21 protein-coding genes are annotated in these 26169 nt (G+C 64.6%); 12 read left to right on the top strand and 9 right to left on the bottom strand.

What is annotated here, in order from left to right:
- Positions 1-62: 62 nt before the first annotated feature.
- Positions 63-830 (top strand): NAD kinase, encoded by a 768-nt coding sequence (locus tag ACRCSW_RS23130; RefSeq protein ID WP_438708011.1) that lies wholly within the window; start codon positions 63-65, stop codon positions 828-830.
- Positions 831-834: 4 nt separating this feature from the next.
- On the opposite strand, the gene ACRCSW_RS23125 is transcribed toward ACRCSW_RS23130, so the two are convergent.
- From ACRCSW_RS23125 to ACRCSW_RS23110, 4 genes are all read right to left on the bottom strand, one after another.
- On the bottom strand, positions 835-2256 hold the full coding sequence (locus ACRCSW_RS23125; protein WP_438708002.1) for a sigma-54-dependent transcriptional regulator: 1422 nt from the start codon (positions 2254-2256) through the stop codon (positions 835-837).
- Positions 2253-2786, bottom strand: coding sequence for an Hpt domain-containing protein (locus ACRCSW_RS23120; RefSeq protein WP_438708001.1), 534 nt, complete (start codon positions 2784-2786; stop codon positions 2253-2255). The genes ACRCSW_RS23125 and ACRCSW_RS23120 overlap by 4 nt, the downstream gene beginning before the upstream one ends.
- An 84-nt stretch (positions 2787-2870) precedes the next feature.
- A complete protein-coding gene (locus tag ACRCSW_RS23115; protein ID WP_438708000.1) occupies positions 2871-4757 on the bottom strand; it encodes a propionyl-CoA synthetase in 1887 nt (628 codons plus the stop codon).
- A gap of 178 nt (positions 4758-4935) precedes the next feature.
- The gene (locus tag ACRCSW_RS23110) at positions 4936-7215 is read right to left on the bottom strand and encodes an NADP-dependent malic enzyme (protein ID WP_438707999.1); all 2280 of its coding nucleotides are present in this window, start codon (positions 7213-7215) and stop codon (positions 4936-4938) included.
- Positions 7216-7371: 156 nt separating this feature from the next.
- On the opposite strand from ACRCSW_RS23110, the gene ACRCSW_RS23105 reads away from it, so the two are divergent.
- The 7 genes from ACRCSW_RS23105 (at position 7372) to ACRCSW_RS23075 (ending at position 13717) form a co-directional block, all read left to right on the top strand.
- On the top strand, positions 7372-8451 hold the full coding sequence (locus tag ACRCSW_RS23105; protein WP_438707998.1) for a cupin domain-containing protein: 1080 nt from the start codon (positions 7372-7374) through the stop codon (positions 8449-8451).
- A gap of 63 nt (positions 8452-8514) precedes the next feature.
- Positions 8515-8907, top strand: coding sequence for a cytidine deaminase (locus ACRCSW_RS23100; RefSeq protein ID WP_438707997.1), 393 nt, complete (start codon positions 8515-8517; stop codon positions 8905-8907).
- Positions 8904-10214 carry a thymidine phosphorylase gene (locus tag ACRCSW_RS23095; RefSeq protein ID WP_438707996.1) on the top strand — a complete coding sequence of 437 codons (1311 nt, stop codon included), beginning with the start codon at positions 8904-8906 and terminating at the stop codon, positions 10212-10214. Before ACRCSW_RS23100 ends, ACRCSW_RS23095 begins: the two co-directional genes overlap by 4 nt.
- Before the next feature lies 1 nt (position 10215).
- Positions 10216-11412 carry a phosphopentomutase gene (locus ACRCSW_RS23090; protein WP_438707995.1) on the top strand — a complete coding sequence of 399 codons (1197 nt, stop codon included), beginning with the start codon at positions 10216-10218 and terminating at the stop codon, positions 11410-11412.
- A gap of 71 nt (positions 11413-11483) precedes the next feature.
- Positions 11484-12461, top strand: coding sequence for an adenosine deaminase (locus tag ACRCSW_RS23085; RefSeq protein WP_438707994.1), 978 nt, complete (start codon positions 11484-11486; stop codon positions 12459-12461).
- Between the two features lie 3 nt (positions 12462-12464).
- Positions 12465-13097, top strand: coding sequence for a uracil phosphoribosyltransferase (gene upp, locus ACRCSW_RS23080; protein WP_438707993.1), 633 nt, complete (start codon positions 12465-12467; stop codon positions 13095-13097).
- Between the two features lie 35 nt (positions 13098-13132).
- Positions 13133-13717: an SPOR domain-containing protein gene (locus ACRCSW_RS23075; RefSeq protein ID WP_438707992.1), complete on the top strand. Its 585-nt coding sequence runs from the start codon at positions 13133-13135 to the stop codon at positions 13715-13717.
- A gap of 13 nt (positions 13718-13730) precedes the next feature.
- Here ACRCSW_RS23075 and ACRCSW_RS23070 read toward each other — a convergent pair whose 3' ends face one another.
- Entirely contained in the window at positions 13731-14753 is a 1023-nt protein-coding gene (locus ACRCSW_RS23070) for a hypothetical protein (protein WP_438707991.1), read from the bottom strand.
- 173 nt (positions 14754-14926) lie between these two features.
- Between ACRCSW_RS23070 and ACRCSW_RS23065 the strand changes: the two genes are divergently transcribed.
- Positions 14927-15862: a DMT family transporter gene (locus ACRCSW_RS23065; protein ID WP_438707990.1), complete on the top strand. Its 936-nt coding sequence runs from the start codon at positions 14927-14929 to the stop codon at positions 15860-15862.
- Here ACRCSW_RS23065 and ACRCSW_RS23060 read toward each other — a convergent pair.
- Positions 15835-16413, bottom strand: a complete 579-nt coding sequence (locus tag ACRCSW_RS23060; protein WP_438707989.1) for a thymidine kinase — start codon at positions 16411-16413, stop codon at positions 15835-15837. The two genes, ACRCSW_RS23065 and ACRCSW_RS23060, sit on opposite strands and share 28 nt — an antisense overlap.
- A 378-nt stretch (positions 16414-16791) precedes the next feature.
- Between ACRCSW_RS23060 and ACRCSW_RS23055 the strand changes: the two genes are divergently transcribed.
- A complete protein-coding gene (locus ACRCSW_RS23055) occupies positions 16792-17244 on the top strand; it encodes a hypothetical protein (protein ID WP_438707988.1) in 453 nt (150 codons plus the stop codon).
- Positions 17245-17250: 6 nt separating this feature from the next.
- Here ACRCSW_RS23055 and ACRCSW_RS23050 read toward each other — a convergent pair whose 3' ends face one another.
- On the bottom strand, positions 17251-18594 hold the full coding sequence (locus tag ACRCSW_RS23050) for a DEAD/DEAH box helicase (protein WP_438708010.1): 1344 nt from the start codon (positions 18592-18594) through the stop codon (positions 17251-17253).
- Between the two features lie 340 nt (positions 18595-18934).
- Here ACRCSW_RS23050 and ACRCSW_RS23045 point away from each other — a divergent pair, with 340 nt between their 5' ends.
- Both ACRCSW_RS23045 and ACRCSW_RS23040 read left to right on the top strand, forming a co-directional pair.
- The gene (locus ACRCSW_RS23045; RefSeq protein WP_438707987.1) at positions 18935-20032 is read left to right on the top strand and encodes an efflux RND transporter periplasmic adaptor subunit; all 1098 of its coding nucleotides are present in this window, start codon (positions 18935-18937) and stop codon (positions 20030-20032) included.
- Positions 20029-23166 (top strand): efflux RND transporter permease subunit, encoded by a 3138-nt coding sequence (locus tag ACRCSW_RS23040; RefSeq protein WP_438707986.1) that lies wholly within the window; start codon positions 20029-20031, stop codon positions 23164-23166. Before ACRCSW_RS23045 ends, ACRCSW_RS23040 begins: the two co-directional genes overlap by 4 nt.
- 4 nt (positions 23167-23170) lie before the next feature.
- Here ACRCSW_RS23040 and ACRCSW_RS23035 read toward each other — a convergent pair whose 3' ends face one another.
- Together ACRCSW_RS23035 and ACRCSW_RS23030 are read right to left on the bottom strand one after the other, a co-directional pair.
- Positions 23171-23932, bottom strand: a complete 762-nt coding sequence (locus ACRCSW_RS23035; protein WP_438707985.1) for an SDR family NAD(P)-dependent oxidoreductase — start codon at positions 23930-23932, stop codon at positions 23171-23173.
- Positions 23932-25563, bottom strand: coding sequence for a GMC oxidoreductase (locus tag ACRCSW_RS23030; RefSeq protein ID WP_438707984.1), 1632 nt, complete (start codon positions 25561-25563; stop codon positions 23932-23934). The genes ACRCSW_RS23035 and ACRCSW_RS23030 overlap by 1 nt, the downstream gene beginning before the upstream one ends.
- Positions 25564-26169 lie beyond the last annotated feature (606 nt).

The following is a 26169-nucleotide window of genomic DNA, read 5'->3' as shown; positions in this document are numbered from 1 at the left end:
GGGGGTTGAGTTTGGGGGGCGTCCCGGTGAAGACTTGGCGCGAGGCGGAGGATGGCCAGGGCATGAAGCGACAGCGGATCCGGTTCACGGCCAGCAGGGCGCCGGCGGCAGTGGCGGCGTTCGAGGAGTTGACGAAGGCCTATGGCCAGGCTGACCCGCGGTCGGCTGATGTGATCGTGGCGCTCGGGGGCGACGGGTTCATGCTGCAGACGCTGCACGCGGCGCATGGTCTGCGGCTGCCGGTATACGGTATGAACTGCGGCACCATCGGGTTTCTGATGAACACCTATGCGGTGGAGGACCTGCCCGCGCGGCTGGAGGCGGCGGAGGAGACGTCGACCAACCCGCTGTCGATGGAGGCGGAGAACACGCGGGGCAAGGTCACGCGGGCGCTGGCCATCAACGAGGTGTCGCTTCTGCGGCAGGGACCGCAGGCGGCGAAGCTGCGGGTGCTGATCGACGGGCGCGAGCGGCTGGAGGAGCTGGTCTGCGACGGGGCTCTGGTGGCGACGCCGGCGGGGTCGACGGCGTACAACTATTCGGCGCATGGGCCGATCCTGCCGATTGGGTCGGATGTGCTGGCGCTGACGGCGATGGCGGCCTTTCGTCCGCGCCGGTGGCGGGGGGCGCTGTTGCCCCGGAGCGCGGTGGTGCGGTTCGAGGTGATCGAGCCCGGGAAGCGGCCGGTGATGGCGGATGCGGACAGCCGGTCTTCGGTCCGGGACGTGGCGAGCGTGGAGGTCAAGTCGGACACCTCGGTCACCCACCGGTTGCTGTTTGACCGTGGCCACGGGCTGGAGGAACGGCTGATTGGCGAGCAGTTCGTCTGAGGCCTTAGCTGGCCTTGGCGTTCCAGGCTTCGATCTTGCGGTAAAGCGTGGAGGGAGAGACGTCGAGGACGCGGGCGGCCTTCGGGATCGAGCCGCCGTATTGCGCCAGGGTCGCCTCGATCAGCCGCCGTTCGGCCTCGGCGAGGGTAAGGCCCACGAGGCTTTCGGAGGTCGCGTCGGGGGCCAGGGGTTGCGGGACGCCGGGAAGTTCGGCGCTGGGTTCTTCTTCCGTGAGCCCAGGGGGCAGCATTTCCGGGGTGACCCAGCCGCCCTGGTTCAGCACAACGACGTTGCGCATCACGTTCAGAAGCTGGCGGACGTTGCCGGGCCAGGGCAGGGACGAGAGGAGGTTGCGGACCTGCGGGGTCAGGCCGTGGAAGATGCGGCCCTCTTCCTGTGCGAAACGGGCGAGGGCGGCTTCGGCGATTTCGATCGTGTCCTGGCCCCGGTCGCGGAGTGGCGGCATGTGGATGGGGACGACGTAGAGGCGGTAGTAAAGGTCCTCGCGGAAATGTCCGCGGCGGACGGCATCCAGCGGGTCGCGGTTGGTGGCGCATACGATGCGGACGTTTACCTTGCGGGGCCGGGTTGCGCCGACGGGCTGGACGGTCGAGGTCTGCAGGAAGCGCAGGAGCTTGGTCTGGAGCGCCGGGGCCATTTCGCAGATCTCGTCGAGGAAAAGCGTGCCGCCATCGGCTGCCGCCGCCGCGCCGGGTTTGTCCGAGATCGCGCCGGTGAAGCTGCCTTTCACATGGCCGAAGACCTCGCTTTCCAGAAGGTCCTGCGGGATCGCCCCGCAGTTCAACGCGATGAACGGTCCGGCGGCGCGGTTGGAATTGGCATGGACCGCAAGGGCGCAAAGCTCTTTCCCGGTGCCGCTTTCGCCGGTGATGAACACCGTGGCCATCGAGCGGGCGACCGAAGAGATGGTGGAATGGATCCGCTTCATCGTATCGGACGAGCCGATGAAGCCCGAAGCGTCGTTTGTGGCAGCTTGTGGGTGGGTCTGCGCTGCGGGTGTGGCTGGCTGGTTGCGCGAGTTGGCTTCGGCCAGGGCGTTTTGCACGGTCGAGAGGAACCTGCCTTCCTCGAACGGCTTTACAAGGAAGTCATGCGCCCCGGCCCGCATCGCCTCGACCGCGCGGTTGACCGAGCCATTTGCGGTGATCGCGATGACCCGGGTCTCGGGTTCCTGGGTCAGGATGTCCTGCATGACCTCAAGACCGTCACGGTCGGGCAGCACCAGGTCGAGGAGCACGACGGTCGGCCGGTGCGCTTGGAACTGCGTCAGCCCGTCGACGGCATTGCCCGCGACGACGACCCGGTGCCCCGCCGTGGCCAGGATCGAGCGGTAGACCATCTGCAACGACAGCGTGTCTTCGATCAAGAGGACGGAAGGGCGGGAGATGTTGGTCGGGGATTTCATGTGCTTGCGCCATTCGGCATGCGGGTGGAGCTTACGAAGCTGATCAGGGCCCTGAGCTGGCGCATAAGCATGGGCATCGTTGCCTGGGCAGCCGCCTGGTCCTGGCTGTGCGCGATCGTGTTCAGACCTTCGGCCATGGCCTGCAGCGACAAGGCGCCGACAGAACCGGCGAGCGAGATCAGGACATGTGTCGCTTCCCGCAGCCGTTTCCAGTCGCGGACGGCGGCGCCTTGCTGGAGTGAGTCCAGCGTTGCAGTCAGGTCTTCGGTCAGGCGGGCGAGGAGTTCGGGTCCGAGATCAGGGCCGGTGAGGTCAAGAAGATGGTCGAGCCGGGAGCGATCAAACTCACCGATGTCGTCGGGGAGAGCCTTGGGGTTGGCCGAAAGCCGCGAGATGGCCTCTTCGATCAGGGCCAGGTCTGCGCGCTCCGGGCCGGTATCGAGATGCCGCGAAAGCGCGTGGGCTGCCCGGCGCAGGTCTTGCAGCGCGTCGGCGCGCGTAATGGCGACGGAATGGTCCGGCAGGGTCATGCGGACTCCAGGCGGTGGTGCGACGATATTTGCATAATGCAAAGATTGCCGCAGGATTCCCTCGCTGTCCAGTGCCGCGTGTTTTCAACTCCGCGCGAGGCCAAGTGTTTGCAGGGCGGTAGTGATTTCATCGAGGATCGCGGGGTCGTCGATCGTGGCCGGCATCTTCCAGGGCTGGCTGTCCGCGATCTTGACCATGGTGCCGCGGAGGATCTTGCCCGAGCGGGTCTTGGGCAGGCGGTCGACCACAACGGCGCGCTTGAAGTCGGCGACGGGGCCGATCTGGTCGCGCACCAGCATCACGCATTCCTTCACCACCTCGTCATGCGGCCGGTTCGAGCCCTTGTTGAGACAGAGAAAGCCCAGGGGCGACTGGCCCTTCAGCTCGTCCGCCACCCCGATCACCGCGCATTCAGCCACGTCCTTGTGCGAGGCCAGCACCTCCTCCATTGCGCCGGTGGACAGGCGGTGGCCTGCGACGTTGATGACGTCATCGGTGCGGGCCATGATGTAGAGGTAGCCGTCGGCGTCGATGTAGCCCGCATCCCCCGTCTCATAGTAGCCGGGGAAGTGGGAGAGGTAGCTTTTGCGGAACCGGTCCTCGGCGTTCCAGAGGGTGGGAAGGGTGCCGGGGGGCAGCGGCAGCTTGATCGCGATGGCGCCCAGAGTGCCGGACGAGACGGGATGGCCACCTTCGTCCAGAACCTGGACATCGAAGCCGGGCATGGCGACCGACGGGCTGCCGATCTTCACGGGAAGATGTTCGATCCCCAGCGGGTTGGCCGCGATGGCATAACCGGTTTCGGTCTGCCACCAGTGGTCGATGACGGGCACCTTGAGGTGGGCCTGCGCCCAATGGATCGTGTCGGGATCTGCGCGTTCGCCGGCAAGGTAGAGGGCCTGCAGCGTTGGCATGGCTGTGACGAGCTTGCCCTCCGGATCGTCGCGCTTGATCGCCCGGAGTGCTGTCGGGGCGGTGAAAAAGCTTTTCACCTTGTGCTCGGCGATCACGCGCCAGAAGGCGGCGGCGTCGGGGGTGCCGACGGGCTTGCCTTCGTAGACCACGGTGGTGCAGCCCGCGATGAGGGGGCCGTAGCAGATGTAGCTGTGCCCGACGACCCAGCCCACGTCAGAGGCGGCCCAGAACACATCGCCATGGCCGCAGTTGTAGATCGCCCGCATGGTCCAGTTGAGGGCGACGAGATGCCCGGCGGTTGGCCGGACCACGCCCTTCGGCGCCCCGGTCGTGCCGGAGGTGTAAAGGATGTAGGCTGGGTGGTTGCCTGCGACGGCGACGCACTCGGCCGGGGCGGCGCCGTACTGGAATTCGTGCCAGGACACGTCGCGACCGGGGATCAGCTTGGCCACTTCCTGTTCGCGCTGGAAGATCACGCAGAAGTCGGGCTTGTGGTCGGCTTGGTCGATAGCCGCGTCGAGGAGGGGTTTGTAATGGACGACGCGCGTCGGCTCGATCCCGCAGGAGGCGGCGATGATCGCCTTCGGGGTGCAGTCGTCGATGCGGACGGCAAGCTCATGCGCCGCGAAGCCGCCGAAGACGACCGAATGGATCGCGCCAAGGCGGGCGCAGGCGAGCATCGCCTCAAGCGCTTCGGGCACCATGGGCATGTAGATGATGACGCGGTCGCCCTGTTCGACGCCTTTGGCGCGGAGTGCTCCGGCAAGGCGGGAGACGCGATCCTGAAGCTCGGCGTAGGTGATGACGTGTTTCGTGCCGGTGACCGGGCTGTCGTGGATGATCGCGGGCTGATGGCCCCGGCCGGCGATCACATGGCGGTCGACCGCGTTCCAGCAGGTGTTGACCCGGGCGTCGGTGAACCATTCGTAGAGGGGAGCACGGGAGGCATCGAGCGCGCGGGTGGGTTTTGTCACCCAGTCGATGCCTTGGGCCGCCGAGAGCCAGAAGCCTTCCGGATCGTCCTGCCAGGACTTGTAGAGCTGCGCATATGTCATCGTATCCTCCCCCGTTTCTTCTGGCGCCAGTGGTACGGCAGAGGCAGGCCGCCGCGCAACGCTGTTACCGGGAACAGGTCGCGATATCTTTGAAAGTCGCGTGCCTTTGGGCGGCTCGTCGAGCGCACTCCTCGCGCGGGTATCCTCCGACGAGGAGACGAAGTCGAACGAGGAGGGATCAGCCGTAATGCGCGACCGGGGTCCCCGCGATGGCGGACATGTTCAGAAGCCCCCGCGCGGTGATGGCCGGGGTGACCACATGTGCCTTGTTGCCCATGCCCATCAGGATCGGCCCGACCTCAAGTCCGCCTGCCTTGACCTTCAGGATGTTGCGGACGCCCGAGGCGACCTCGCTTGATGCAAAGACCAGCACGTTCGCGGCCCCTTCGTAGCGTGAGCCGGGAAGCAGCCGGTCGCGGATCGACTGGTCGAGGGCGGCGTCGATGTTCATCTCGCCCTCATAGGCGAAGTCGGGCTCGCGGGTGTCCAGCATCTCGAGCGCATCCCGCATGCGGCGGGCGCTGGCGGTGTCCATGTTGCCGAACTGCGACTGGGTGCAAAGCGCGATCTTGGGGGCGAGGCCGAAGCGGCGGACGTGGCGGGCGGCGCCGATCACCGTCTGCATGATCTGATCGGCGGTGGGTTCTGGGTGGACATGGGTGTCGGCGATGAAGAGGGGGCCGTCTTCGAGGATCATCAGGGAAAGTGCTGCGACCGGGTGCAACCCGCCGCGGGCCAGGATCTGGCGGACATAGCCGAGGTGCCAGTTGAACTGGCCGAAGGTGCCGCAGATCAGGCTGTCGGCTTCGTCCCGATGCACCATGATCGCGCCGATGGCGGTGGTGTTCGTGCGCATGACCGCGCGGGCGGTGTCGGGGGTGACGCCACGCCGGGCCATCAGCTCATGGTAGGTGCCCCAGTAGTCGCGGTAGCGGTGGTCGTTTTCCGGGTTCACCAGATGGAAGTCGCGGCCGGGGCGGATCGGCAGGCCATAGCGTTCGCAGCGCGCTTCGACCACCTCGGGGCGGCCGATGAGGATCGGGACGTCGGTGGTCTCTTCCAGCATGGCGTTGGCGGCGCGGAGGACGCGTTCGTCCTCGCCTTCGGAAAAGACGATGCGGCGGGTTTCCAGGCGGGCGGCCTCGAACACCGGACGCATGAGGAGCGCGGATTTGTAGACCGAGCCGTCGAGGCGGCGTTTGTAGGCGTCAAGGTCGGTCAGCGGCCGGGTCGCCACTCCGGTCTCCATCGCGGCTTTCGCAACGGCGCAGGCGACGACGCCGATCAGGCGGGGGTCGAAGGGTTTGGGGATGAGGTAGTCGGGGCCGAAGCTGAGGGTTTCGCCGTGATAGGCGGCGGCGGCCTCGGCTGACGTGGTGGCGCGGGCAAGGGCGGCGCTGCCGTCGATGCAGGCAAGCTCCATGGCGTCGTTGATCTCGGTGGCGCCGACGTCGAGGGCGCCGCGGAAGATGAAAGGGAAGCAGAGGACGTTGTTGACCTGATTGGGGAAATCGGAGCGTCCGGTCGCCATGATCGCCTCGGGGGCGACCTTGCGGACCTCGTCGGGGAGGATTTCAGGGGTGGGGTTGGCCAGTGCGAAGATGATCGGCTTCGGGGCCATCCTTGCGACCATGTCGGGGGTCAGGACGCCGGGGCCGGAGAGGCCGAGGAAGAGGTCGGCGCCGGTGATGACATCGGAGACTGTGGCGGGGGTGCTGCCTTGGGCGAAGGCTTCCTTTTGCGGAGTCATCTGCGCTTTGCGGCCGGTGTAGACGAGGCCCTCAAGGTCGCAGAGCCAGATGTTTTCGCGCCGAACGCCGAGCTTGACCAGCATTTCGAGGCAGGCAATCCCGGCAGCACCCCCGCCGGTCGAGACGATCCGGATGTCCTGAAACCGCTTGCCCGCGACGATCAGGGCGTTGGTCGCGGCAGCACCGACGACGATGGCGGTGCCGTGCTGGTCGTCGTGGAAGACGGGGATATTCATCCGCTCGCGGCAGAGCTTCTCGACGATGAAGCAGTCGGGTGCCTTGATGTCCTCAAGGTTCACGGCGCCGAAGGTGGGTTCGAGCGCGCAGACGATTTCGGCAAGTTTCACCGGGTCGGGTTCGTTCACCTCGATGTCGAAGCAATCGATGCTGGCGAATTTCTTGAAGAGGACGGCCTTGCCTTCCATCACCGGCTTGGAGGCAAGGGCGCCGATGTTTCCAAGGCCAAGGACGGCAGTGCCGTTCGAGACGACGGCGACGAGGTTTGCCCGGCTGGTGTAACGGCTGGCAGTGGTGGGGTCGGCCTTGATTTCCAGGCAGGCCTCCGCGACGCCGGGGGAATAGGCGCGGGCGAGGTCGCGACCGTTCGCAAGGGGCTTTGTGGCGCGGACCTCAAGCTTTCCGGGCTTCGGAAACTCGTGATAGTCCAGCGCCGCCTGCCGCGCGTTGTCGCTTCGAGCCTCGTCCATTCACCCCTCCTGCGAATATGGTTTAATATTAAACCAGTTTTCGCTCTCCACCAGTTCCGCTGCAGTTGATGCCGTTTCTTGTGCCGCTTGCAAATCGTCAGACCGCAAATCACCATGCCGCCATAGCACGGGGAATGCCATGACGGAAACAATGCCATGACGGAAGTACGGGCCGAGATCAGGTTGCCGACGAAAGAGCTGCGGGACGATCTGCCGTTCTACACCAAGGTGCTGAAGATGCGGCTGGACATGATCTTTCCTGCCGACAACCCGGAAGTCGCGGTTCTGTCCGGCCACGGTCTGCGGCTTCGGATCGCCAAGGGCGCGACCGAGGCCCCCGGTACGATCCGCATCCTGACTGATGATCCCGACGGTTTCGCCGACGGAAAGCTGGAGCTTCTGGCCCCGAACGGTACCAGGGTCGAGATCGACGCGCTGAACCACCCGGTTGTGACGCCCGCGACGGAGCATGCCTTCGTCGTCCGCAGGCTTGCGGATCAGGCGCCGTGGGTGATCGGGCGGGCGGGGATGGAGTACCGCGATCTGGTGCCGTCGCGCCTTGGTGGGGCGATGATCGCCAGCCACATCCGGGTGCCGGACGGGCCGGTGCCGGACATGGTGCATTTCCACAAGGTGGGGTTCCAGCTCATCTTCTGCGTCGCGGGCTGGGTGGACGTGCTTTACGAGGACCAGGGTGGAGTTCGGCGCATCCACGCGGGGGACTGCTTCATCCAGCCGCCGGGCATCCGCCACAAGGTTCTGGAGTCCGAAGGCGTGCAGGTGGTGGAGATAGGTGTTCCGGCAGATCATGTCACCGAGATCGACCACGAGATGGAGCTGCCCACGCCCGACTTGCGCCCCGACCGCGAGTGGGACGGGCAGAAGTTCGTCCACGACATCGGCAAGGACGGGGTCTTTCAGCCGTTCCGCGTTCCGGGGTTCGAGGCGAGGGACACCAGCATTCATGCGAACACCAAGGGCGTCGCCTCGGTCATGGTGGCGCGGCCCACTGCGGCCCCGGCACCTTGGACGGTGCATGATGGCGATATCCTCTTCACCTTCGTGATGTCGGGGGGGATGACACTGGAGGGCGAGGGGAAGGAGCCCTACCGCCTGGAACCTGGAGATGCGTTCGTGATCCCGCCGGGGATGGCCACGCGCTATGCCGACCCGACCCCTGACCTGCAGCTTCTGGAAGTGACGCTACCCGGCAATCCGCCGACCCGGGTGCTGTGATCCGCTTGCAGAAAAGCCCGGCGCGGCCCACACTCTGACCAAATGGTCAAATGGAGGGGTGTGATGACGCTTCTGGCAGCGGCGACCGCAGTGCGGGAACGGGCCTACGCGCCCTATTCGCGTTTCAAGGTGGGTGCCGCGATCCGCACGGCCAGCGGCGCGGTGCATGTCGGCTGCAACGTCGAGAACGTGGCCTATCCCGAAGGCACCTGCGCCGAGGCCGGGGCGATTGCGGCAATGGTCGCGGCGGGCGAGACGAAGATCGCCGAGGTGCTGGTGATCGCCGACAGTCCCGAGCCGGTGCCACCCTGCGGCGGCTGCCGTCAGAAGATCGCGGAGTTTGCCGGGCAGGAGGTGCGCGTGACGCTATGCACGACGGACGGCAAAGAGAAGGTGATGACGGTGGCCGAGCTTCTGCCCGGCGTCTTCACCGCGGCCCACATGGACCGGGCATGACCGACGCGCGCAGCATCATCGCGAAGATCAGGGATGGTGGGCAGCCTCCGCCCGATGACCTCCGCTGGTTTGCGGCGGGGCTTGCCTCGGGTGCTGTGACCGATGCGCAGGCCGGGGCTTTTGCGATGGCAGTGCTTTTGAAGGGCCTGAACGAAGAGGGGCGGGTGGCGCTGACGCGTGGCATGCGGGACAGCGGCAAGGTCATGGACTGGGACCTGCCCGGCCCGGTGGTCGACAAGCATTCTACTGGCGGGATCGGCGACTGCGTGTCGCTGCTGCTGGCCCCGGCGCTGGCGGTTTGCGGGGCCTATGTGCCGATGATTTCGGGCCGGGGGCTGGGCCATACCGGGGGCACACTGGACAAGCTGGAGGCCATTCCGGGGTTCCGGACGGGGCTGAATGAGGCGGCGTTCCGGAAGCAGATGGCAGACGTGAAATGCGCCATCGTCGCGGCATCGGTTGATCTGGCCCCCGCGGACCGGCGGCTTTACGCGATCCGAGATGTGTCGGGGACGGTGGAGTCGATTGACCTGATCACGGCCTCGATCCTGTCGAAGAAGCTGGCGGCGGGTCTGGAGGCGCTGGTTCTGGATGTCAAATGCGGCTCGGGCGCGTTCATGAAGACGCCGGAGCGGGCAGAGGCGCTGGCACGGTCGCTGGTCGCGACGGCGCAGGGGGCGGGCTGCATGACGACCGCGCTCATCACCGACATGTCGCAGCCTTTGGCGACGGCGGCGGGCAACGCGCTGGAGGTGATCGAGGTGATGGAGACGCTGACCGGAACCTCGGTCAACACGGCGCTTTGGGACCTGACGGCGGCGCTGGGTGGCGAGGCGCTGGCGCTGGCGGGGCTGGCAAGCGATGCGGAAGATGGCGCGGGGCGGATTGCCGAGGCACTGGAATCGGGGGCTGCGGCCGAGGTTTTCGGGCGGATGGTCGTGGCGCAGGGGGGGCCGGCGGACTTTGTCGAGCGCTGGCCGGACCGGCTACCCTCGGCCCCGGTGATGCTGGAGGTTCCGGCGCTGGAGGATGGGTTCGTGGCGCGGATCGACGGTGAGGCGTTGGGTCTGGCGGTGGTGCATCTGGGCGGGGGCCGCTTGCGCGAGGGCGACAAGGTGAACCCGTCCGTCGGTCTGTCCGACCTCGCGGGGATCGGGGAGGAGGCGGGGGCGGGGGTGCCGCTGGCCATGGTCCATGCCGTGACCGAAGAGGCGGCGCAGGCGGCGGTCCGGGCGGTGCAGGCGGCCTATGTGATCGGGCCGGAGCCACCGGTCGAGCCTGCGCTGGTGCAGAAGAGGATCGCTTGAAATGGCGCGGGCCTTTCTGATCGTGATGGACTCGGTCGGCTGCGGCGGCGCGCCGGATGCGGCGGCGTTTGGGGATGAGGGGTCGAACACGCTGGGCCATATAGCGGTGGCCTGTGCCGAAGGGCGCGCGGAGGTGGGCCGGTCGGGGCTCTTGAAGATGCCGAACCTGGACCGCCTGGGCCTCGGGGCGGCGATCCGGCTTGCGTCGGGCGCCGCAACGCCGGGGTTGGACGCTGTGCCAGAGGGGCTGTGGGGGGCGGCGACCGAGGTGTCGCGGGGTAAGGACACGCCTTCGGGGCATTGGGAGCTGGCGGGGGTGCCGGTCCCGTGGGACTGGACCTATTTCCCCGATACGGTGCCCGCTTTCCCTGATGACATCGTGGCTGAGGTTTGCCGATTGGCGGGGACCGAGGGTATTCTGGGGAACTGCCATGCCTCGGGCGTCCCTATCATTGCCGAGCATTGCGAGGAGCATCTGCGGACCGGCTGGCCGATTTGTTATACTTCTGCGGATTCGGTCTTCCAGATTGCCGCGCATGAAGAGGCGTTCGGGCTCGAGCGGCTGTTGAAGCTGTGCAAGGACCTCGCGCCGATGTTGCATGCGCGGAAGGTCGGCAGGGTGATCGCCCGGCCTTTCACCGGGACGCCGGGGGACTTCAAGCGCACCTCGAACCGCAAGGATTTTGCCATCGAGCCGCCCTCGCCCACGCTTTTGGACAGGGTGGCGGGTGCCGGGCGGGCGACCCACGGGGTGGGCAAGATCGGCGACATCTTTTCGATGCGCGGTATCGGTAAGCTGCGCAAGGGCAAGAGCGATGCTGACCTTTTCGAACATCTGATCCGGCTTGGAGCTGAGGCTGAGGAGGGTTCCTTGACCTTTGCGAACTTTGTCGAGTTCGACACGCTCTATGGTCATCCCCGCGACGTGGCAGGCTATGCCCGGGCTTTGGAGTGGTTCGATGCAGGCTTGCCGCGTTTTTTCGCGGGTCTGAAGCCTGGAGACCTTGCGATCTTCACAGCGGACCACGGCAATGACCCGACCTGGGCGGGGACCGATCATACCCGAGAACGGGTACCGGTCGTGGGTTGGGGCACGGGCGCGCGCGAGGTGGGTCGTTGCGGCTTTGTCGATGTGGGCGCAAGTATTGCGGCGCATCTGGGGGTGGCAGCGCAGGGGCCGGGGCGGAGCTTCCTTTGATTGCCGCCGGACCGGGGGTTTCACACCCCCGGACCCCCGTGGGATATTTATAGACAAGAAATGGGGCCGGTATGAGCGAGTTGCCGAAGGTCGAGCTGCATCTGCATCTGGAAGGGGCGGCTCCGCCTGCCTTCATCGCGGGGCTCGCGAAGGAGAAGCATCTGGACATATCCGGCATCTTCGATGCGCAGGGGAACTACCGCTACAAGGACTTCTGGGACTTCCTGAAGGTCTATGAGGCGGCGACCTCGGCGCTGCAGACGCCCGAGGATTATCATCGGCTCGTGCTGGCAGTGCTGGAGGAGTCGGCGGCCTCGGGCGTGGTTTATTCCGAGACATTCCTTTCGCCGGATTTTTGCGGTGGGCGCGATGTCGGGGCCTGGCGGGAGTACCTGCATGCAATGCGGGAGGCCGCGGATCAGGCGGAGCGGCAGATGGGGATCACGCTTCGTGGGATCGTCACCTGCATCCGGCATTTCGGGCCGGAGAAGGCGCGGGAGACGGCGGTCTGTGCGGCAGAAACGGCGGGGGACTGGATCGTCGGGTTCGGTATCGCGGGGGATGAGAAGGTTCTGGCCCCAAAAGACTTCCGCTGGGCTTTCGACTGCGCGCGGGAGGCGGGGTTGCGACTTACGGCGCATGCGGGCGAATGGGGCGGGCCGGAAAGCGTGCGCGCGGCGGTGCGTGATCTGGAGGTGGAGCGGATCGGACATGGCGTGCGGGCGATAGAAGATCTGGCCCTTTCGGACGAGCTGGCGGAGAAGGGTGTGGTGCTGGAGGTTTGTCCGGGATCGAACGTGGCGCTTGGCATTTATCCGACCTTCCGCGACCATCCGATTGCGGAACTCGACCGGCGGGGGGTGAAGGTCACGATTTCGACTGACGACCCGCCGTTCTTCCACACCACTATGGCGCGGGAGTACGACGAGCTTCACCGCGCCTTCGACTGGGACGAGGGGCAATTCCGTCGCATTGCCCGTCAGTCGCTTGACGCGGCCTTCTGCGATGCCGATACCAAGGCGAGGATTGCGAAGCAGCTGGAGGCCTGAGGAATGCTGGATCACCTGACCGTCGTGTCGCACCCTCTGGTCCAGCACAAGCTGACGCTGATGCGAGAGAAGGACACTTCAACCGCTAGTTTCCGCAAGCTCCTGCGCGAGATCAGCCTTCTGTTGGCCTATGAGGTCACGCGGGAGCTTCCAATGACCACCAAGCGGATCGAGACTCCGCTGGAGGAGATGGATGCCCCGGCGATCGAGGGGAAGAAATTGGCGCTGGTTTCGATCCTGCGGGCCGGGAACGGGCTTCTGGACGGCATTCTGGAGCTGATCCCGGCGGCGCGGGTGGGCTTCGTCGGGCTTTACCGCGACCCTGAGACACTGCAGCCGGTGCAGTACTACTGTAAGCTGCCGGACCACTTGGAGGACCGGATTTCCATCGTGGTCGACCCGATGCTGGCGACCGGCAATTCCAGCGCGGCGGCTGTGTCGCTGCTGAAGCAGGCCGGGGCGAAGCAGATCCGGTTTCTTTGCCTTCTGGCGGCGCCAGAGGGCATTGCCCGGATGAAAGAGGCGCACCCGGATGTGCCGATTGTAACCGCGGCGGTTGACAGCCGTCTGAACGACCACGGCTATATCGTGCCGGGCCTTGGCGATGCCGGGGACCGGATGTTCGGGACAAAGTGATGACGACGCACCAGGCAAGGGAAGGATCGCCCCGCATGAAACAGCATGCCGCGCTTCTCGTCGTGTTGGCGGTCTTCGGGGTCGGCGCTGCCGAGGCGCGCGACCGGGTTGGTCCGGCCGAGCTTCCCCCTGCAGACTACGCCGGGCAACAATACGTGGACAGCGAGGGCTGCATGTTTGTTCGCGCCGGGACAGAGCGTGAGGTGCTGTGGATCCCCCGTGTGACGCGCGAGGGCAAGCGGATTTGCGGCAGTCCGCCTTCGGGCCGCCGGGTGCCGGTGGCCGAGGAAGTGGGTGTAGCACCCGTCCCGAGCGATGGGTCGGCGGCGGAAACGGCAGGTGCCGCAACGACAGAGGCGCCTGCCGCCGCGCAGGGCGAAGCGGCTGCGGGCGGGTTCTTCGTGGCAGTCGGAAGCTTCGGCGCAGCGGCCAATGTCACGCGGGCGGAAGCAAAGCTGGCGAAGCTTGGCTACGGTGTCGTGCGGGGCCGTGTGAGCGGCGGAAGCAAAAGCCTGACGACGGTCTTTGCCGGGCCATTCGACTCCGCCGAGGCGGCGGTCAAGGCGCGGCGGGATTTGCGGGGGCGGGGGTTCCCTGATGCGGTTGTCATCGGGCCTTGAAACCCGGGGCCTGTCAGCCGCTGCAGATGCCCTGAAGGGCGAGCCAGGCCTCGTCCGAAATCAGCGGTGTTTCCGAAAGCCCCTTGTAGGGATCGTTTGACACCAGGGTGCCGGTGGTCAGGCCGTCCGGATCCACCGCCACGGCATAGGGGGTCAGAGGGATTTGCGCGGCTTCGAAAGCCGAAATGACCGTGCTGTCCGGCAGATCGGCGGGCGTCGCGCGCAGGGCCGCCTCGCCATAGCCGTCGAGCGCGCCGTTGGGGAGTTCGGCGGTGGTGAGCAGCCCAAAGGTCACGCGGAGCCCCGCGAACTCCAGAAGCGGGATCATCGGATCGCGCGCCCTGCTGCGCAGGCGTTCGACCAGGGCGGCGCCTGCTGCGGCTTCGGGTCCGTTGGCTTCTTCGATCATGCGGCGCGGCAGGACGATCATGTCGCCCGGCAGGTGCAGGGGCCGCTCGACCCCTTCGGGCATGACGTAAAGGATCGGCGTGTCGAGCGGACCGAACACGCGTTCGGACAGGGCCGCCAGAGCCTGCAGGCCAAGCTGGTTGCGACAGTTGGTTCCGGTCAGCCGGGCGAGGTCATCAAGTGCACGCTGCCCGATATCGGCCCTTTGCGACGGAGGCACGACCGAGGCCGTATGCCGAACGAGCGCGCTGGGAAGCCAGAGGACCCCGACGAGCAGCACAGCGGCTGCGGTTCCGGCAAGGAGGACGCCGCGCAATCTGCCGGGACGGGAGGTTGCGGACTGTACCGCATTGCGGACCGCGCCCAGGGCAGCGATCATGTCCGGGTCGGTCAGTTCCAGGCTTTCGTGTGCATCCGGGCCTGGGGCAAAGACCGGCGGCTCTTCGCCGCGATTGATCCGTTCGATGGCCGGAAGCGACCAGTGGCTGATGGCAGCACCGCTTTTCGGATCGGAGAGCACAAGGGTGGCGTCGCCGAAGCGGACAAGCACCTCGCGTCGTTGATCCTGCGGCGTCTCGCGCCACAAGCCACCGCATTCAAGCCGTTGATACTTCTTCAAAGCCGTCATCGGCCGCAAGGTCTCTGCCTGTTTTGCGGCAGCTTATCCGGACAGGAGGGCGGCGACAATCACCCGTGCATTAAGGTGCGCAAGCGACGGGACCTTGCGCGACAGGTCGCCTTCGGACTGGCGTTGCGCGAGATGGCCCGGCATGTAGGGCATGAGGCAAGCCGGAAGGGCAGATGAGCGATCCCCAGAACCGAACCCTGGCCGCGGCGGGCGCCGTACTGGTTTATGCAAGCCTCATCGGCTTTACCGACAACTATGTGCGGGTGATTGCCGTGGACGGCGGGCTTTGGCAGTTCCATGTGACGCGCACGGCGATGGCACTGGTTCTGCTGTTGGTTCTGGCCGTGCCATTTGGGTTGCGCCTTTGGCCGAGACGAGCCGGGGGCGTGCTTGCGCGGTCAACGATCCATGGGATGGCGATGCTGATCTACTTCGGCGCATTGGCCTTTCTGCCGGTGGCCCAGGTGGCGGCGGGGCTTTTCACGGCGCCGATCTTCGTTCTGCTGATCCAGCGGTTCGTCTATGCTCAGCCGATCGGCGCGTGGCAGGCGCTGGCGGTGGCGGTCGGGTTCACGGGTGCGGTCATTGTTCTTGGCCCGGAAGCCCTGAAGGGCGCCAGCCTTGCTGCGCTGCTGCCGGTTCTGGCCGGTGCGCTTTACGCGATGGGGAACATCGCGACGCGGGAGTGGTGCCGCGACGAATCTGCGGAAACTCTGCTTGGCGGATTTTTCGCCATGCTGGGGATCTTTGGCATGATCGGGATGGCGGTTCTGGCGGTTTACCCAGCCGAGGTCGCTGAGGGCCCGGCACGGTTCCTGACGCGTGGGCCGGTCTGGCCTACAGAGAGCTTTCTCTGGTGGACCTTCGTGCAGGCTGCGGGGTCCTTGTTGGGCGTTGGCCTGATGATCAAGGCCTACCAGATGGCCGAGGCGGCGAAGGTGTCGGTCTTCGAGTATGTCATCCTGCCCGCCTCGGCCTTCTGGACCTGGGCGATCTGGGGTGAGACGCTGGCTTGGTATTCGTGGATCGGGATGGCTCTGATCGCACTGGCGGGCGTGATGATTGCCCGCCCGTCCAGGCTTCAGTCGCCGACCGCCTCGCGCCAGTGACGGCGGCAGAGTGAGACATAGGTCTCATTCCCGCCGATCACGACCTGATCGCCCTCACGCAGGGCTTTGCCGTCCGGGCCCTTGCGGACAACCATCGTGGCCTTTTTCCCGCAGTGGCAGATCGTACGGACCTCACGCATTTCGTCAGCCCAGGCGAGCAGCGCGGCTGAACCGGGGAAGAGGTTTCCCTGGAAATCGACGCGCAGTCCGTAGCACATCACGGGCACGCCCAGATCATCTACGGCGCGGGCCAGTTGCCAGACCTGGTCCTTGGACAAAAACTGCGCTTCATCTACGAAAACGCACGCCACGGGGCCTTTCGCAAAGCGCGCCTTGAGCTTTTCGAACATATCCTCGCCGGGGCCGAAGGTATCGGCATTTTCGCCGATCCCGATCCGGCTGGCGATCCGGCCCTGCCCGGCCCGGTAGTCGAACTGCGCCGTGATCAGATAGGTCTCCATCCCGCCCTCGCGATAGTTGTGCGAGGCCTGGAGGAGCGAGGTCGACTTGCCCGCGTTCATGGTCGAGAAATGGAAGTAGAGCTTGGCCATGGCCGCATCCCCTAGCCTATCGCCGGGCCGCGCTGCAAGTGACTTGACTTGCAGCGTGGCCCGGCGATGGCGGGAAACCAATACTCGGGTGCGCATAGCGGACCCGCAAACACAGCAGTAAATCGCACGCGGACAACAGCCGCCCACTCGTCACGAAAACACGGGCCCGCCGCAAAACACCGGCGCCGCCGTCAATCCGTAGCTGGACTGATGCGGCGGACCCCTCCCTTTCCGATGCTGGGGACATCGGACACTCACTACCGTTCCGGTACGCCCGGAACATGTTTATTCATGACAAAACGTTCCCATCGGATTAATGGGAAAAAACAACGGGCTTTCCCCGCTATTGACCATAGGGCAGGGGTTTCGGAGCAACTGATGTCTATCGCGACCTATCTGAAGAAACATACCGAAGCGCTGGTGAAGGATGTGGGCATCGAAAACGCCTGCGAGATCACCGGCAAGTCGAAGGCGACGCTTGGGCGGTATTACTCTGACAACAACGAACACGACGACCGCTTCATGCCGATAGACGTTGTCGCGCAGCTAGAGGCTTCGAGCGGCTTTCCGCATGTGACCTCTGCCCTGGCCGATCTGCGCGGCATAACGCTGTCCTACGATGGCGAGAAACGGAACTCGACCTCGTCCGGTGTGAACCAGGACGTGGTGGCGCTGGCGCAGCGCTTCGGGATGCTGATGGCCGAGTACAACCAGGCGATTGGCGACGGCAGGATTTCGATCAACGAGGCCAAGCGTCTCTTGCGCGAGACGCTTGCCATTCAGCAGGTGCTTCTGGAAATGAAGCTGAACCTCGAGGAAGAGGCGAGCTGAACCGCCTTAGCCCGGGCGGCGTTTTGCCGCGCCGTCGGTCCGCCGGGGTGCAAAGCTGCCGCCCTGGGGTTTAGGCCCTCCCTGCCGTGGCTTCTGCCCCGCCGGTCGCTGACCCTGCGGCTTTGCCGGAGGCATCGAACCCTGCTTCTGCCCACCGCGCGCGCCCGAACGCTGCCCCCGGTTCTGACCCGGCCGTGGAGCCGCCGCGACGACATCCGCAGCCCAGGGCGCGCCCCCGACGATAGGCAGCGGCTTTTTCAGCAGCTTCTCGATCGCCTGCAGCTCTGCCATCTCGGCAGGCGCGCAGAAGCTGATCGAAGCGCCGTCCGCCCCGGCCCGCGCCGTGCGGCCGATCCGGTGGACGTAATTCTCGGGCACGTTCGGCATGTCGAAGTTGTAGACATGGCGCACGGTCGGGATGTCGATCCCACGCGCAGCGACGTCGGTCGCGACCAGCACATCCAGTTCGCCGCCCCGGAACTCGGTCAGGGTGCGGTCGCGCTGGTTCTGGCTTTTGTTGCCGTGGATCGAGCCGACCTTGAAACCCCAGACCGCCAGAAGCTTTGCAAGCTTTTCAGATCCATGCTTGGTGCGGCCGAAGACGAGGGCCTGCTCGCCCGGGTGCTTTTTCAGGTACTCTTCCAGAAGCCTGGCCTTGTCGCCGTTCGGAATGAAATGGACGCCCTGGCTGATCCGTTCGACCGGCTTGCCCGGGGGGGCCACCTGCACCTTCACGGGATCGCGCAGATAGGTATCGGCGATTTCCGAAATGTCCTTGGGCATGGTGGCCGAGAAAAGCAGAGTCTGCCGCTTCAGCGGGATATGCTTGGCGATCTTCCGCAGGGAATGGATGAAGCCCATGTCGAGCATGTGGTCGGCCTCGTCGAGGACGAGGTAGCCGCATTTCTCAAGGCTGACATCGCCGCGTTCCAGAAGGTCAATCAGACGGCCGGGTGTCGCGACAAGCACGTCGGTGCCTTTCGAAAGCGCCTGCGCCTGCTTGAAAAGCGAGGCGCCGCCCACGACCATCGTCACCTTGACGGCGGTGCCCTTGGTGAAGACCTCGAAGTTGTCCTTGATCTGGCCGATGAGCTCGCGCGTCGGCGCAAGGATCAGGGCGCGGACGTTCTTCGGTCCCGGCGGGTGGCCGATATCCAGAAGCCGGTGCAGAAGCGGCAGGCCGAAAGCGGCGGTCTTGCCGGTGCCCGTCTGCGCAAGGCCCATCAGGTCACGGCCCTGCATGATATAGGGAATGGCCTGCGCCTGGATCGGGGTAGGCTCTCTAAGCGTGGTCTTTTCCAGCGCTTTCAGGATTTTCGGCGAAAGGCCGAGTTCGGCAAAGCCGGTCATGGGATCATCCATCATTCAAGGTGCCAAGCGACCCTCGCCCCGGACGCTTGCCCGGTGCCGTGCCGCTGGCGGCGCCCCTGCGTGAATATGGGAACCCATGTCCGGGCCTTTCAGTGCTCACGCGGCACGGGCTTCGGACAGGGGGCACATGGGCGTTTTCCTGTGCCAAGTCAAGCCAGTCCGCCATGTTTTGGCGGGACTGGACCTTGCTGACGCCGGGGCGTATGACATCTTGCGTAAGTGTCATGAGTATCCGGCCGGAAACGGCGTAGCGCTAATTTTCGGCGTGCGGATCGTGAATCTCTTTTCTTTCAACCACTTGCCTTGGATCAGCTCAGCCATGCCGAAGTTTCACCGAATTGCGGCTCTCTGCGTCCTGGTCGCCGCCGGAGCCTGGATCGCTACCGGAGAGTTTTCTTCGGTCGGCAGCGCGCAGCAGGCTGAGGGTAAGGAATCCCCGACGGCAGAAGCGCCCGAGGCCGAGAAGGCTCCGCTGGTTCGCACTGTGGCGGCGGTCGAGCCGTCGTTCGTGGATCACGCCCGTGCGATCCGGCTTTCGGGGATCACCGCGGCCGACAAGCGGGCGGCGCTTGCCGCAAGAGCGGACGGCGTGATCGCCACGCTGGCATTGACCAAGGGCGGTATGGTCGAGGCAGGCAGCGTCGTGATGACGCTGGAAGGCCCCGAGGCCGTGGCGCAGGAAAAGATCGCCGAAATAGCGCTTGCCCAGGCAGAGCGGGATCTGGAAGTGGCCGAGAGGCTCCTTGCCGGGGGGAGCACCTCGGAAAGCGCGCGAAACACCGCCCGGACGGCCCGTGACCAGGCGGCGGCCGAGCTGAACCGGGCGCAGGCCTCGGCGGACCGGCTTCGTCTGAAGGCACCTTTTGCGGGGGTTGTCGACACTCTGTCAGTCGAGCTTGGCGAATGGGTCCAGACCGGTACGCCGGTGGCGACCATCCTCGCGCTGGACCCGATCCTGGTGAAGGCCGAGATCAGCGAAGTTGACTTGGGCACTGTCACGGTCGGTTCGACGGCTCGCATCCGCCTGGTGAACGGGACCGAGATGGAGGGGACCGTCCGGCTGGTCGCCCGCGAGGCCACGGCCGAGACGCGTACCTTCCCGGTCGAGATCGCGTTGCCGAACCCTGACCTTACGCTCCCGTCAGGGATGACGACCGAAGTCACGCTTTACGCTGCGCCGGTTCGGGCGGTGGTGGTGCCACGGTCGATCATCACGCTGTCCGAGACCGGAGAGCTTGGGCTTCGCGTTGTCGGCAAGGACAATCTGGCCCAGTTCGCTGTCGTCAAGATCATCGACGACACACCCGACGGCCTTGTTGTCACCGGCGTTCCCGAAGGCGTTCGGATCATTACCGCCGGGCAGGACCTGGTCCACAACGGCGAGGCGGTCGAGGTCTCTGCCGAGGTCGGACAATGAAACTTGTTGAAACCGCCATCGCCAATGCAAGGCTAACGATTTCGGTCCTCATCTTCCTGATGCTGGCCGGGACGATGTCCTATATCTCAATCCCGAAAGAGGCCGATCCGGACATCCAGTTCCCGGCGCTCTACGTCAGTTTGCACCTTTCTGGGATTTCGCCGGAGGACTCGGAGCGGCTGCTGCTGCGCCCGATGGAGACTGCGTTGAAGTCGATCTCGGGCATCAAGGAGATGAACTCGACCGCTTATCAGGACGGTGGCAACATCTTTCTGGAATTTCAGGTTGGTTCGGATTTGAACAAGGCGCTTGACGATGTACGAAACAAAGTCGCTCAGGCCAGCCCCGAACTTCCTGACGATGCCGACGAACCGACAGTCAGCGAGATAAACCTTTCGGAGTTCCCCGTTCTGGTCATCACCCTTTCCGGTGATGTTCCCGAGCGTAAGCTGGCCCAGGCCGGGCGCGAGCTGCGCGACCGGGTCGAAGAACTACCCACTGTTCTAAATGCCGACCTGCAAGGCGTTCGCGAGGATCTGGTCGAAGTGGTCATCGATCCCGGCAAACTGGCCACCTATGGCCTGCGGCCGGATATCTTGATCGCGGGCTTTGCCTCAGGAAACCAGCTGGTCGCGGCAGGCGCGCTGGAAGGTGCGATGGGGCGGTATGCAATCAAGGTCCCCTCGCTTTTGGAAACGGTGGAGGATGTGGCCGAGCTTCCGGTGATCTCGACCGGCGCCGCCACGGTCCGGGTTCGCGACATCGCCGAGATCCTGCCCACTCTGAAGGAGCCTACGTCCGTCACCCGGTTGAACGGCGCCCCTGCAGTTGCGATCGAGGTTTCAAAGCGCACTGGCGCGAACCTGATCGAGACGGTCGATGAGGTGAAAAGGATCACGGAAGAGTTCAAAGAACTTCTCCCGGAAGGTACTGTCGTCAACTTCAGCCAGGACAAGTCGAAGGACATTCGGCAGCTGCTTTTTGACCTGCAGAACTCGGTCCTGACGGCGGTCATCCTGGTCTTCATCGTCATCCTCTACGCGCTGTCCGTCCGCGCCTCGATCCTGATCGGCCTGGCCATCCCCGCCTCGTTCTTGATGGGCATGCTTGCCCTTTCGCTTTGGGGCTTCACAATCAACATTGTCGTCCTTTTCTCCCTTATCCTTGCCGTGGGTATGTTGGTCGATGACGCAATCATCGTTACCGAATTCGCAGAGCGCCGGATGTCAGAAGGCATGGACAAGCGCGAGGCTTTTGCACTTGCATCGCATCGCATGACAGGGCCGGTTACGGCCGCCACCCTGACCCGTGTCGCCGCTTTCTCACCCTTGCTCTTCTGGCCCGACATTACGGGCGAGTTCATGAAGTACCTGCCGATCACGTTGATCGTCACGCTCTCAGCCTCGCTTCTCTATGCGCTGGTCTTCGTGCCGACTCTTGGCGCGCTGATTGCCAAGCCATTCAAACACCGGCCCGAGCCAAAGGACGGGCTCTATATGTGGGTTGTCGGCAAGGCAGTGCGACACCCGTTCATCATGCTGTTGCTGACTGTTGTTCTGCTTGTTTGGGTGCCGGTGTACTACTACTTCAACGGCAAAGGGGTCGAGTTCTTCCCGGACGTCGAGCCCGAGTACGGCCTGCTTTACGTCAAGGCCCGCGGCAATCTCTCGATCCTGGAAAAGGACGCCCTGGTCGCTGAGGCCGAGAAACGCATCCTTGGCTGGCCGGGCGTCGCGACCGTCTATACCCGGACCGGTGGCGGCGGAGGCAGTGGGAATGATGTCGACGCCGATGTGATTGGCACGATCCAGTATGAGTTTCTGGACTGGCGCGAACGTAAGGCCGCCAATGCGATTCTAGCCGACCTCCGCGCCGCGATGGTTGGCATTCCGGGTGTGGAAATCGAGGTCTCAGTTCCGCAGGCCGGGCCACCCACCGGCAAGGCGATCCAGATCGAGCTGTCGGCCGAGGATCCTACAGGTCTTAACGAGGTCGCCCGTCAGGTCGCGGACAAGCTTGCGACGATCCCTGATGTAATTGACATCTCGAACGGCTTGCCGCCGCCCGGTGTGGACTGGGAGCTTGAGGTCGACCGCGCCGCCGCCGCCCGGTACGGGATTGCGCCTTCGACCGTGGGGGCGATGGTGCAACTGGTAACCGGGGGGCTGAAGCTTTCCGACTACCGCCCGCCCGGGGCCGATGATGCGGTGGATATCGTCCTTCGTCTGCCGCTCGAACAGCGAACCATTGCAGCGCTGGATCAGCTCCGTATCCAGACCGCAGAAGGCTCGGTCCCGATCTCGAACTTCGTCACCCGCAAAGCCGCAGCGACGACCGGCACTCTGACCCGGCTGGACGCAGTACGCACCGTCACGGTCGAAGCCGGAATCCGCGAGGGCGTCCAGGCCGACGCTATCCGTGCCGCAATCACCAAGGCCCTTGGTGAGGCGGAGCTTGAACAGTATGGTGTGCAGTGGAAGCTTGCCGGAGAAGACGAAGAACAAGCCGCGTCGATGGTGTTCCTGATGAAGGCCTTTGCGGCAGCGATTTTCCTGATTTTCGTTGTGCTCCTGGCTCAGTTCAACAGCTTCACCTCGGTGTTTCTGGTGCTTTCCGCGATTGTCATGTCGACGGTTGGGGTACTTCTGGGCCTGTTGCTCATGGGCCAGCCGTTCAGCATCGTGATGACCGGTATCGGCGTAATTGCGCTGGCCGGTGTGGTTGTGAACAACAACATCGTGTTGATTGATACCTATGACACGCTTAGGCGCGAGGGGCGGTTGAAGATCGACGCGATCCTGCAGACCTGCCGCGAACGCGCACGACCAGTGGTGCTGACGGCCCTGACGGCAATCCTCGGCGTTCTGCCCATCGCCTTCGGTCTTAACGTCGAACTTTTGCACCAAGAGGTTACGATTGGCGCGCCGTCCACCCAGTGGTGGATCGCGCTCTCCTCAGCCATCGTCTATGGCCTTGCCTTCGCCACGGTGCTGACGCTGATCATCATCCCGTCACTTCTGATGCTGGTGACGCGGGCCGACAATCCGAAGCCGTGGTTCTGGCAGCGCAAGAAACGGCTGGCCTGGAACGACGCGAACCGGCCCGCACGCGCCAGGGCGCAACCGGCAGAGTAACGCTTCAGCCAAGCCTGACCATCGCGCGGCGTTTGCCGAGGACGCGCTCTTTCACCCGCCGCTTGAAGGATCGGGCGGCTAAGTGTTCGCGGTCCTGCAGGAAGACGATGCCGTTGATCGCCGGTTCTCGCAGCAATGCAAGACTGGCCCCCCACTCGGCCGCAACCAGTGGGTCAACCCCATCGGGGATGCCCCGGCGCGGTGTGTGGGTGCCGGGGACCCAGTCGTTGATGACGATCCCCGGAAACCGGTCCCCCAGATCAGCAACCAGGGACTTGGTAAGAATGCGCATTGCGCCCTTTGAAACCGAATATCCGGCGGCCAGCGGGGCGGGCTGGATATCGGCAAACGTCACGATGTTGATGATCCGTCCCTTGCCGGCGGCCACCATGTCCGGAAGAACCGCGTGACAGCAGTTGAAGGCCCCGCCCAGGTTTATCTGAACCGTCTCCATGAAGCTTGCCGGTGTTTCGTCCAGGATATCCCGGTGCGGATAGACCTCGGCAGCGTTGATCATGATGGTCGGCGTGCCAAGCTGGGCCCGGATTTCGTCGAAGGCGCGGGTGACGGCTGCGGGATCGCCGACATCGGCGACGACGTGCAGGACGGCCTCCGCTTCCGCTGCAACTGGCGCAGCCGCGATGCCTGCTACAACCACGCCTCGGCGCGCCAAGGCTGCAGTCAGCGCCAGACCAAGAGCGCCACTTGCCCCGGTCACCACCGCAATCTCCGAGCGCGCCTCCGGCACCGACAGGTCACCCCGCATCAGCTTGCCTTCCGCGTGGCAAGGTCAAAGCGGGCTGCGACCGCATCAGCGACCCGAAGCGCGTTTGCTGCAATCATGAGACTGGGATTGACCCCCATCGAACTCGGCATGAACGATCCATCGGCGACAAAGAGGTTGTCGAGGTCATGCGCCTTGCAGTCGGCATCAAGGACCGACGTCGCGGGATCGGTGCCAAAGCGCAGCGTTCCCGAAGGATGGCCATAGTTCAGGGTCGGACTGAAGCTGAGAAGCATCGTGCGACGCCGCCCGAGCTTCCTTCGAATGAGCTTGCGGAACAGCGACCGCCGCCGCTTCAATTCGTCCGATACCCGGTACTCGATCAAGGGGCTGTCCGGCTCATCAGGATGCGGCAGCACCCGATTTTCGAAATAGGGCAGGTCTTCCAGCAGGCCGACAAGGACGGTGGCGCTTCCGAACATCTTGGCGCCGATCCTGGCGCTCATGGTTGTCAGCTGATTGATGCCGGGGAGGCGGCGGACGAACGATTGCCGCACAACGCCTTTGAGATAAGTCGCGATCCGCCCGGCGTCAGCGGCAAGGCCCATCGACTGCACTAGACCCAGCCGGTGCCCGTCATGAGTGTAAATATCCCGGAACGATACGGTCCGCGTCGCGCCGACAGGCGGATTGCCACGTCTTGGCCAAAGGGCGACCAGCTCATTCAGGTGAAACATCAGCCCGCGGCCGACCCAGCCGCTTGAGTTGGCACATCCGGCTGCGTGGGTACCGGTGGACCGAAGCAGCAGACCGGGGGAATGCAGTGCCCCAGCGGCCAGAACGACGATATTCGCGCGAAGCATGAATTCCTGCCCGTCGGCGCGGACGCGAATCCGGGAGATTCGGCCCGAAGTTTCGATCAGCTCTTCAACCGTGCAATTCGCCAGCAGTGATGCACGCCCGGTTTCCAGCGCCGGCTCGACCCCGGCCGAGCGGCCGTCCATCTTGCAGGGTCGCGGACATTTCCGGCCCAGGCAATCGTCGCAGCCTGGCAAACGGCGCATCGCCTCGCGTGAGCGGTAGGGATGCAGTCCGGCCTCGCGCAGATCCTCGAACAGCAGGGCCTCGGCCGCGTTCAGGGGCGGGGCCGCAAGATTGGGGCCGGGCAGATCGGACAGGGGGTCGGCCTCTCCCCGAACGGAAAGCAGCTCTTCTGCCTGGTAGATATAGGGCAGGAAGGCGTCAAATCCGACCGGCCAGCCTCCCGACGGGTGGTCAAACCCCTCGACGCTTTCCAGATCGTGCCGCTCGGGCCGTTCGGTTGCTGCAGCATAGAAGACGGATGAGCCGCCAACGCCGCTGCCAAGCGGGCCGAAGAAACGCTCGGCATGGCCGCCGTTCAGCCGGGCTTCGATCTTTGTTGGCCAGAAGCCGCGCATCTGCCGCGCGTTGTAGTCATCGATATCGTCGCTAAGGACCTGCTTCTCGGTGCGGTATCCGACGGGTCCCTTCTCGACGAAAAGCACCGAGAGGCCGCGTTCCGCAAGCCGCCGTCCTGCGAGACCGCCGCCCATGCCGGTGCCGATCACGATCACGTCCCAGTGCCCGCCTGCAGCTCTGCTCGCCGTCATGAGACCCGTCGGGGCTGACTTGAGGGCCGCATGCTCCGACATCAGTCTTGGCCTTTCTGACGTTCGGATATTGGTCTATTAGCAAATTCAATCACTTGCGCCACACTTTTGTGACGCAGTTGGGCGTGCGAGAGGGCCGGGCTATCCGGCAAAGTGACCAGAGAATGGCGCGTGTCATGCAGATGCATGGCGACTTCAAGCGCCCCGAACCTGCGGCGGCGCGGGCCATTTGTGGGGGCCAGATGGTCTTTGGCCAGCGCCCAGGCCGCATTCATATGACACTTGCTTTGTTGCTTATCGTTCCGCGGCAAGCTTGCTCGATTTCGGATATCGATCAAGTCATTTGTGCCGGCGGGGGTGTTTCTGTTCCGCAGAGCTTACCGAGCGCGGCGGGTTTAGGCGCAGACTTGCCAAACCCTGATGCGCCCACTTCGTTACGTCGTGGGCAGGCCCAGAACGACAAAGCCCCGCAGCGTGGCGGGGCTTTGTCGTTCAGATATCGGGTCTATTTGGTGGAGCCAGGGTCCACCATGATCCAGTCTCAGTGGATAGCGTACTGTATCATAACAACTTGTTTTAAATATAAATTGAACTCTAATGTATCCTAGGCCCTTGCAATTCGTACCACTCTTTCCCAACATTAATGTT

This window comes from Tabrizicola sp. (genome assembly GCF_051645465.1).
Taxonomy (GTDB): Bacteria; Pseudomonadota; Alphaproteobacteria; order Rhodobacterales; family Rhodobacteraceae; genus Tabrizicola.
This window is presented reverse-complemented; position numbering and strand designations above follow the sequence as displayed.

Bases quoted from the DNA above. Each gene is read 5' to 3' on its own strand.
- ACRCSW_RS23115 (WP_438708000.1), bottom strand. From the start codon at position 4,757: ATGACATATGCGCAGCTCTACAAGTCCTGGCAGGACGATCCGGAAGGC.
- ACRCSW_RS23045 (WP_438707987.1), top strand. From the start codon at position 18,935: ATGCCGAAGTTTCACCGAATTGCGGCTCTCTGCGTCCTGGTCGCCGCC.
- ACRCSW_RS23040 (WP_438707986.1), top strand. From the start codon at position 20,029: ATGAAACTTGTTGAAACCGCCATCGCCAATGCAAGGCTAACGATTTCG.
- ACRCSW_RS23060 (WP_438707989.1), bottom strand. From the start codon at position 16,413: ATGGCCAAGCTCTACTTCCATTTCTCGACCATGAACGCGGGCAAGTCG.
- ACRCSW_RS23110 (WP_438707999.1), bottom strand. From the start codon at position 7,215: ATGGACGAGGCTCGAAGCGACAACGCGCGGCAGGCGGCGCTGGACTAT.
- ACRCSW_RS23105 (WP_438707998.1), top strand. From the start codon at position 7,372: ATGACGGAAGTACGGGCCGAGATCAGGTTGCCGACGAAAGAGCTGCGG.
- ACRCSW_RS23120 (WP_438708001.1), bottom strand. From the start codon at position 2,786: ATGACCCTGCCGGACCATTCCGTCGCCATTACGCGCGCCGACGCGCTG.
- upp (WP_438707993.1), top strand. From the start codon at position 12,465: ATGCTGGATCACCTGACCGTCGTGTCGCACCCTCTGGTCCAGCACAAG.
- ACRCSW_RS23130 (WP_438708011.1), top strand. From the start codon at position 63: ATGAAGCGACAGCGGATCCGGTTCACGGCCAGCAGGGCGCCGGCGGCA.
- ACRCSW_RS23030 (WP_438707984.1), bottom strand. From the start codon at position 25,563: ATGTCGGAGCATGCGGCCCTCAAGTCAGCCCCGACGGGTCTCATGACG.
- ACRCSW_RS23090 (WP_438707995.1), top strand. From the start codon at position 10,216: ATGGCGCGGGCCTTTCTGATCGTGATGGACTCGGTCGGCTGCGGCGGC.
- ACRCSW_RS23095 (WP_438707996.1), top strand. From the start codon at position 8,904: ATGACCGACGCGCGCAGCATCATCGCGAAGATCAGGGATGGTGGGCAG.
- ACRCSW_RS23075 (WP_438707992.1), top strand. From the start codon at position 13,133: ATGAAACAGCATGCCGCGCTTCTCGTCGTGTTGGCGGTCTTCGGGGTC.
- ACRCSW_RS23100 (WP_438707997.1), top strand. From the start codon at position 8,515: ATGACGCTTCTGGCAGCGGCGACCGCAGTGCGGGAACGGGCCTACGCG.
- ACRCSW_RS23065 (WP_438707990.1), top strand. From the start codon at position 14,927: ATGAGCGATCCCCAGAACCGAACCCTGGCCGCGGCGGGCGCCGTACTG.
- ACRCSW_RS23050 (WP_438708010.1), bottom strand. From the start codon at position 18,594: ATGACCGGCTTTGCCGAACTCGGCCTTTCGCCGAAAATCCTGAAAGCG.
- ACRCSW_RS23055 (WP_438707988.1), top strand. From the start codon at position 16,792: ATGTCTATCGCGACCTATCTGAAGAAACATACCGAAGCGCTGGTGAAG.
- ACRCSW_RS23035 (WP_438707985.1), bottom strand. From the start codon at position 23,932: ATGCGGGGTGACCTGTCGGTGCCGGAGGCGCGCTCGGAGATTGCGGTG.
- ACRCSW_RS23125 (WP_438708002.1), bottom strand. From the start codon at position 2,256: ATGAAATCCCCGACCAACATCTCCCGCCCTTCCGTCCTCTTGATCGAA.
- ACRCSW_RS23070 (WP_438707991.1), bottom strand. From the start codon at position 14,753: ATGACGGCTTTGAAGAAGTATCAACGGCTTGAATGCGGTGGCTTGTGG.
- ACRCSW_RS23085 (WP_438707994.1), top strand. From the start codon at position 11,484: ATGAGCGAGTTGCCGAAGGTCGAGCTGCATCTGCATCTGGAAGGGGCG.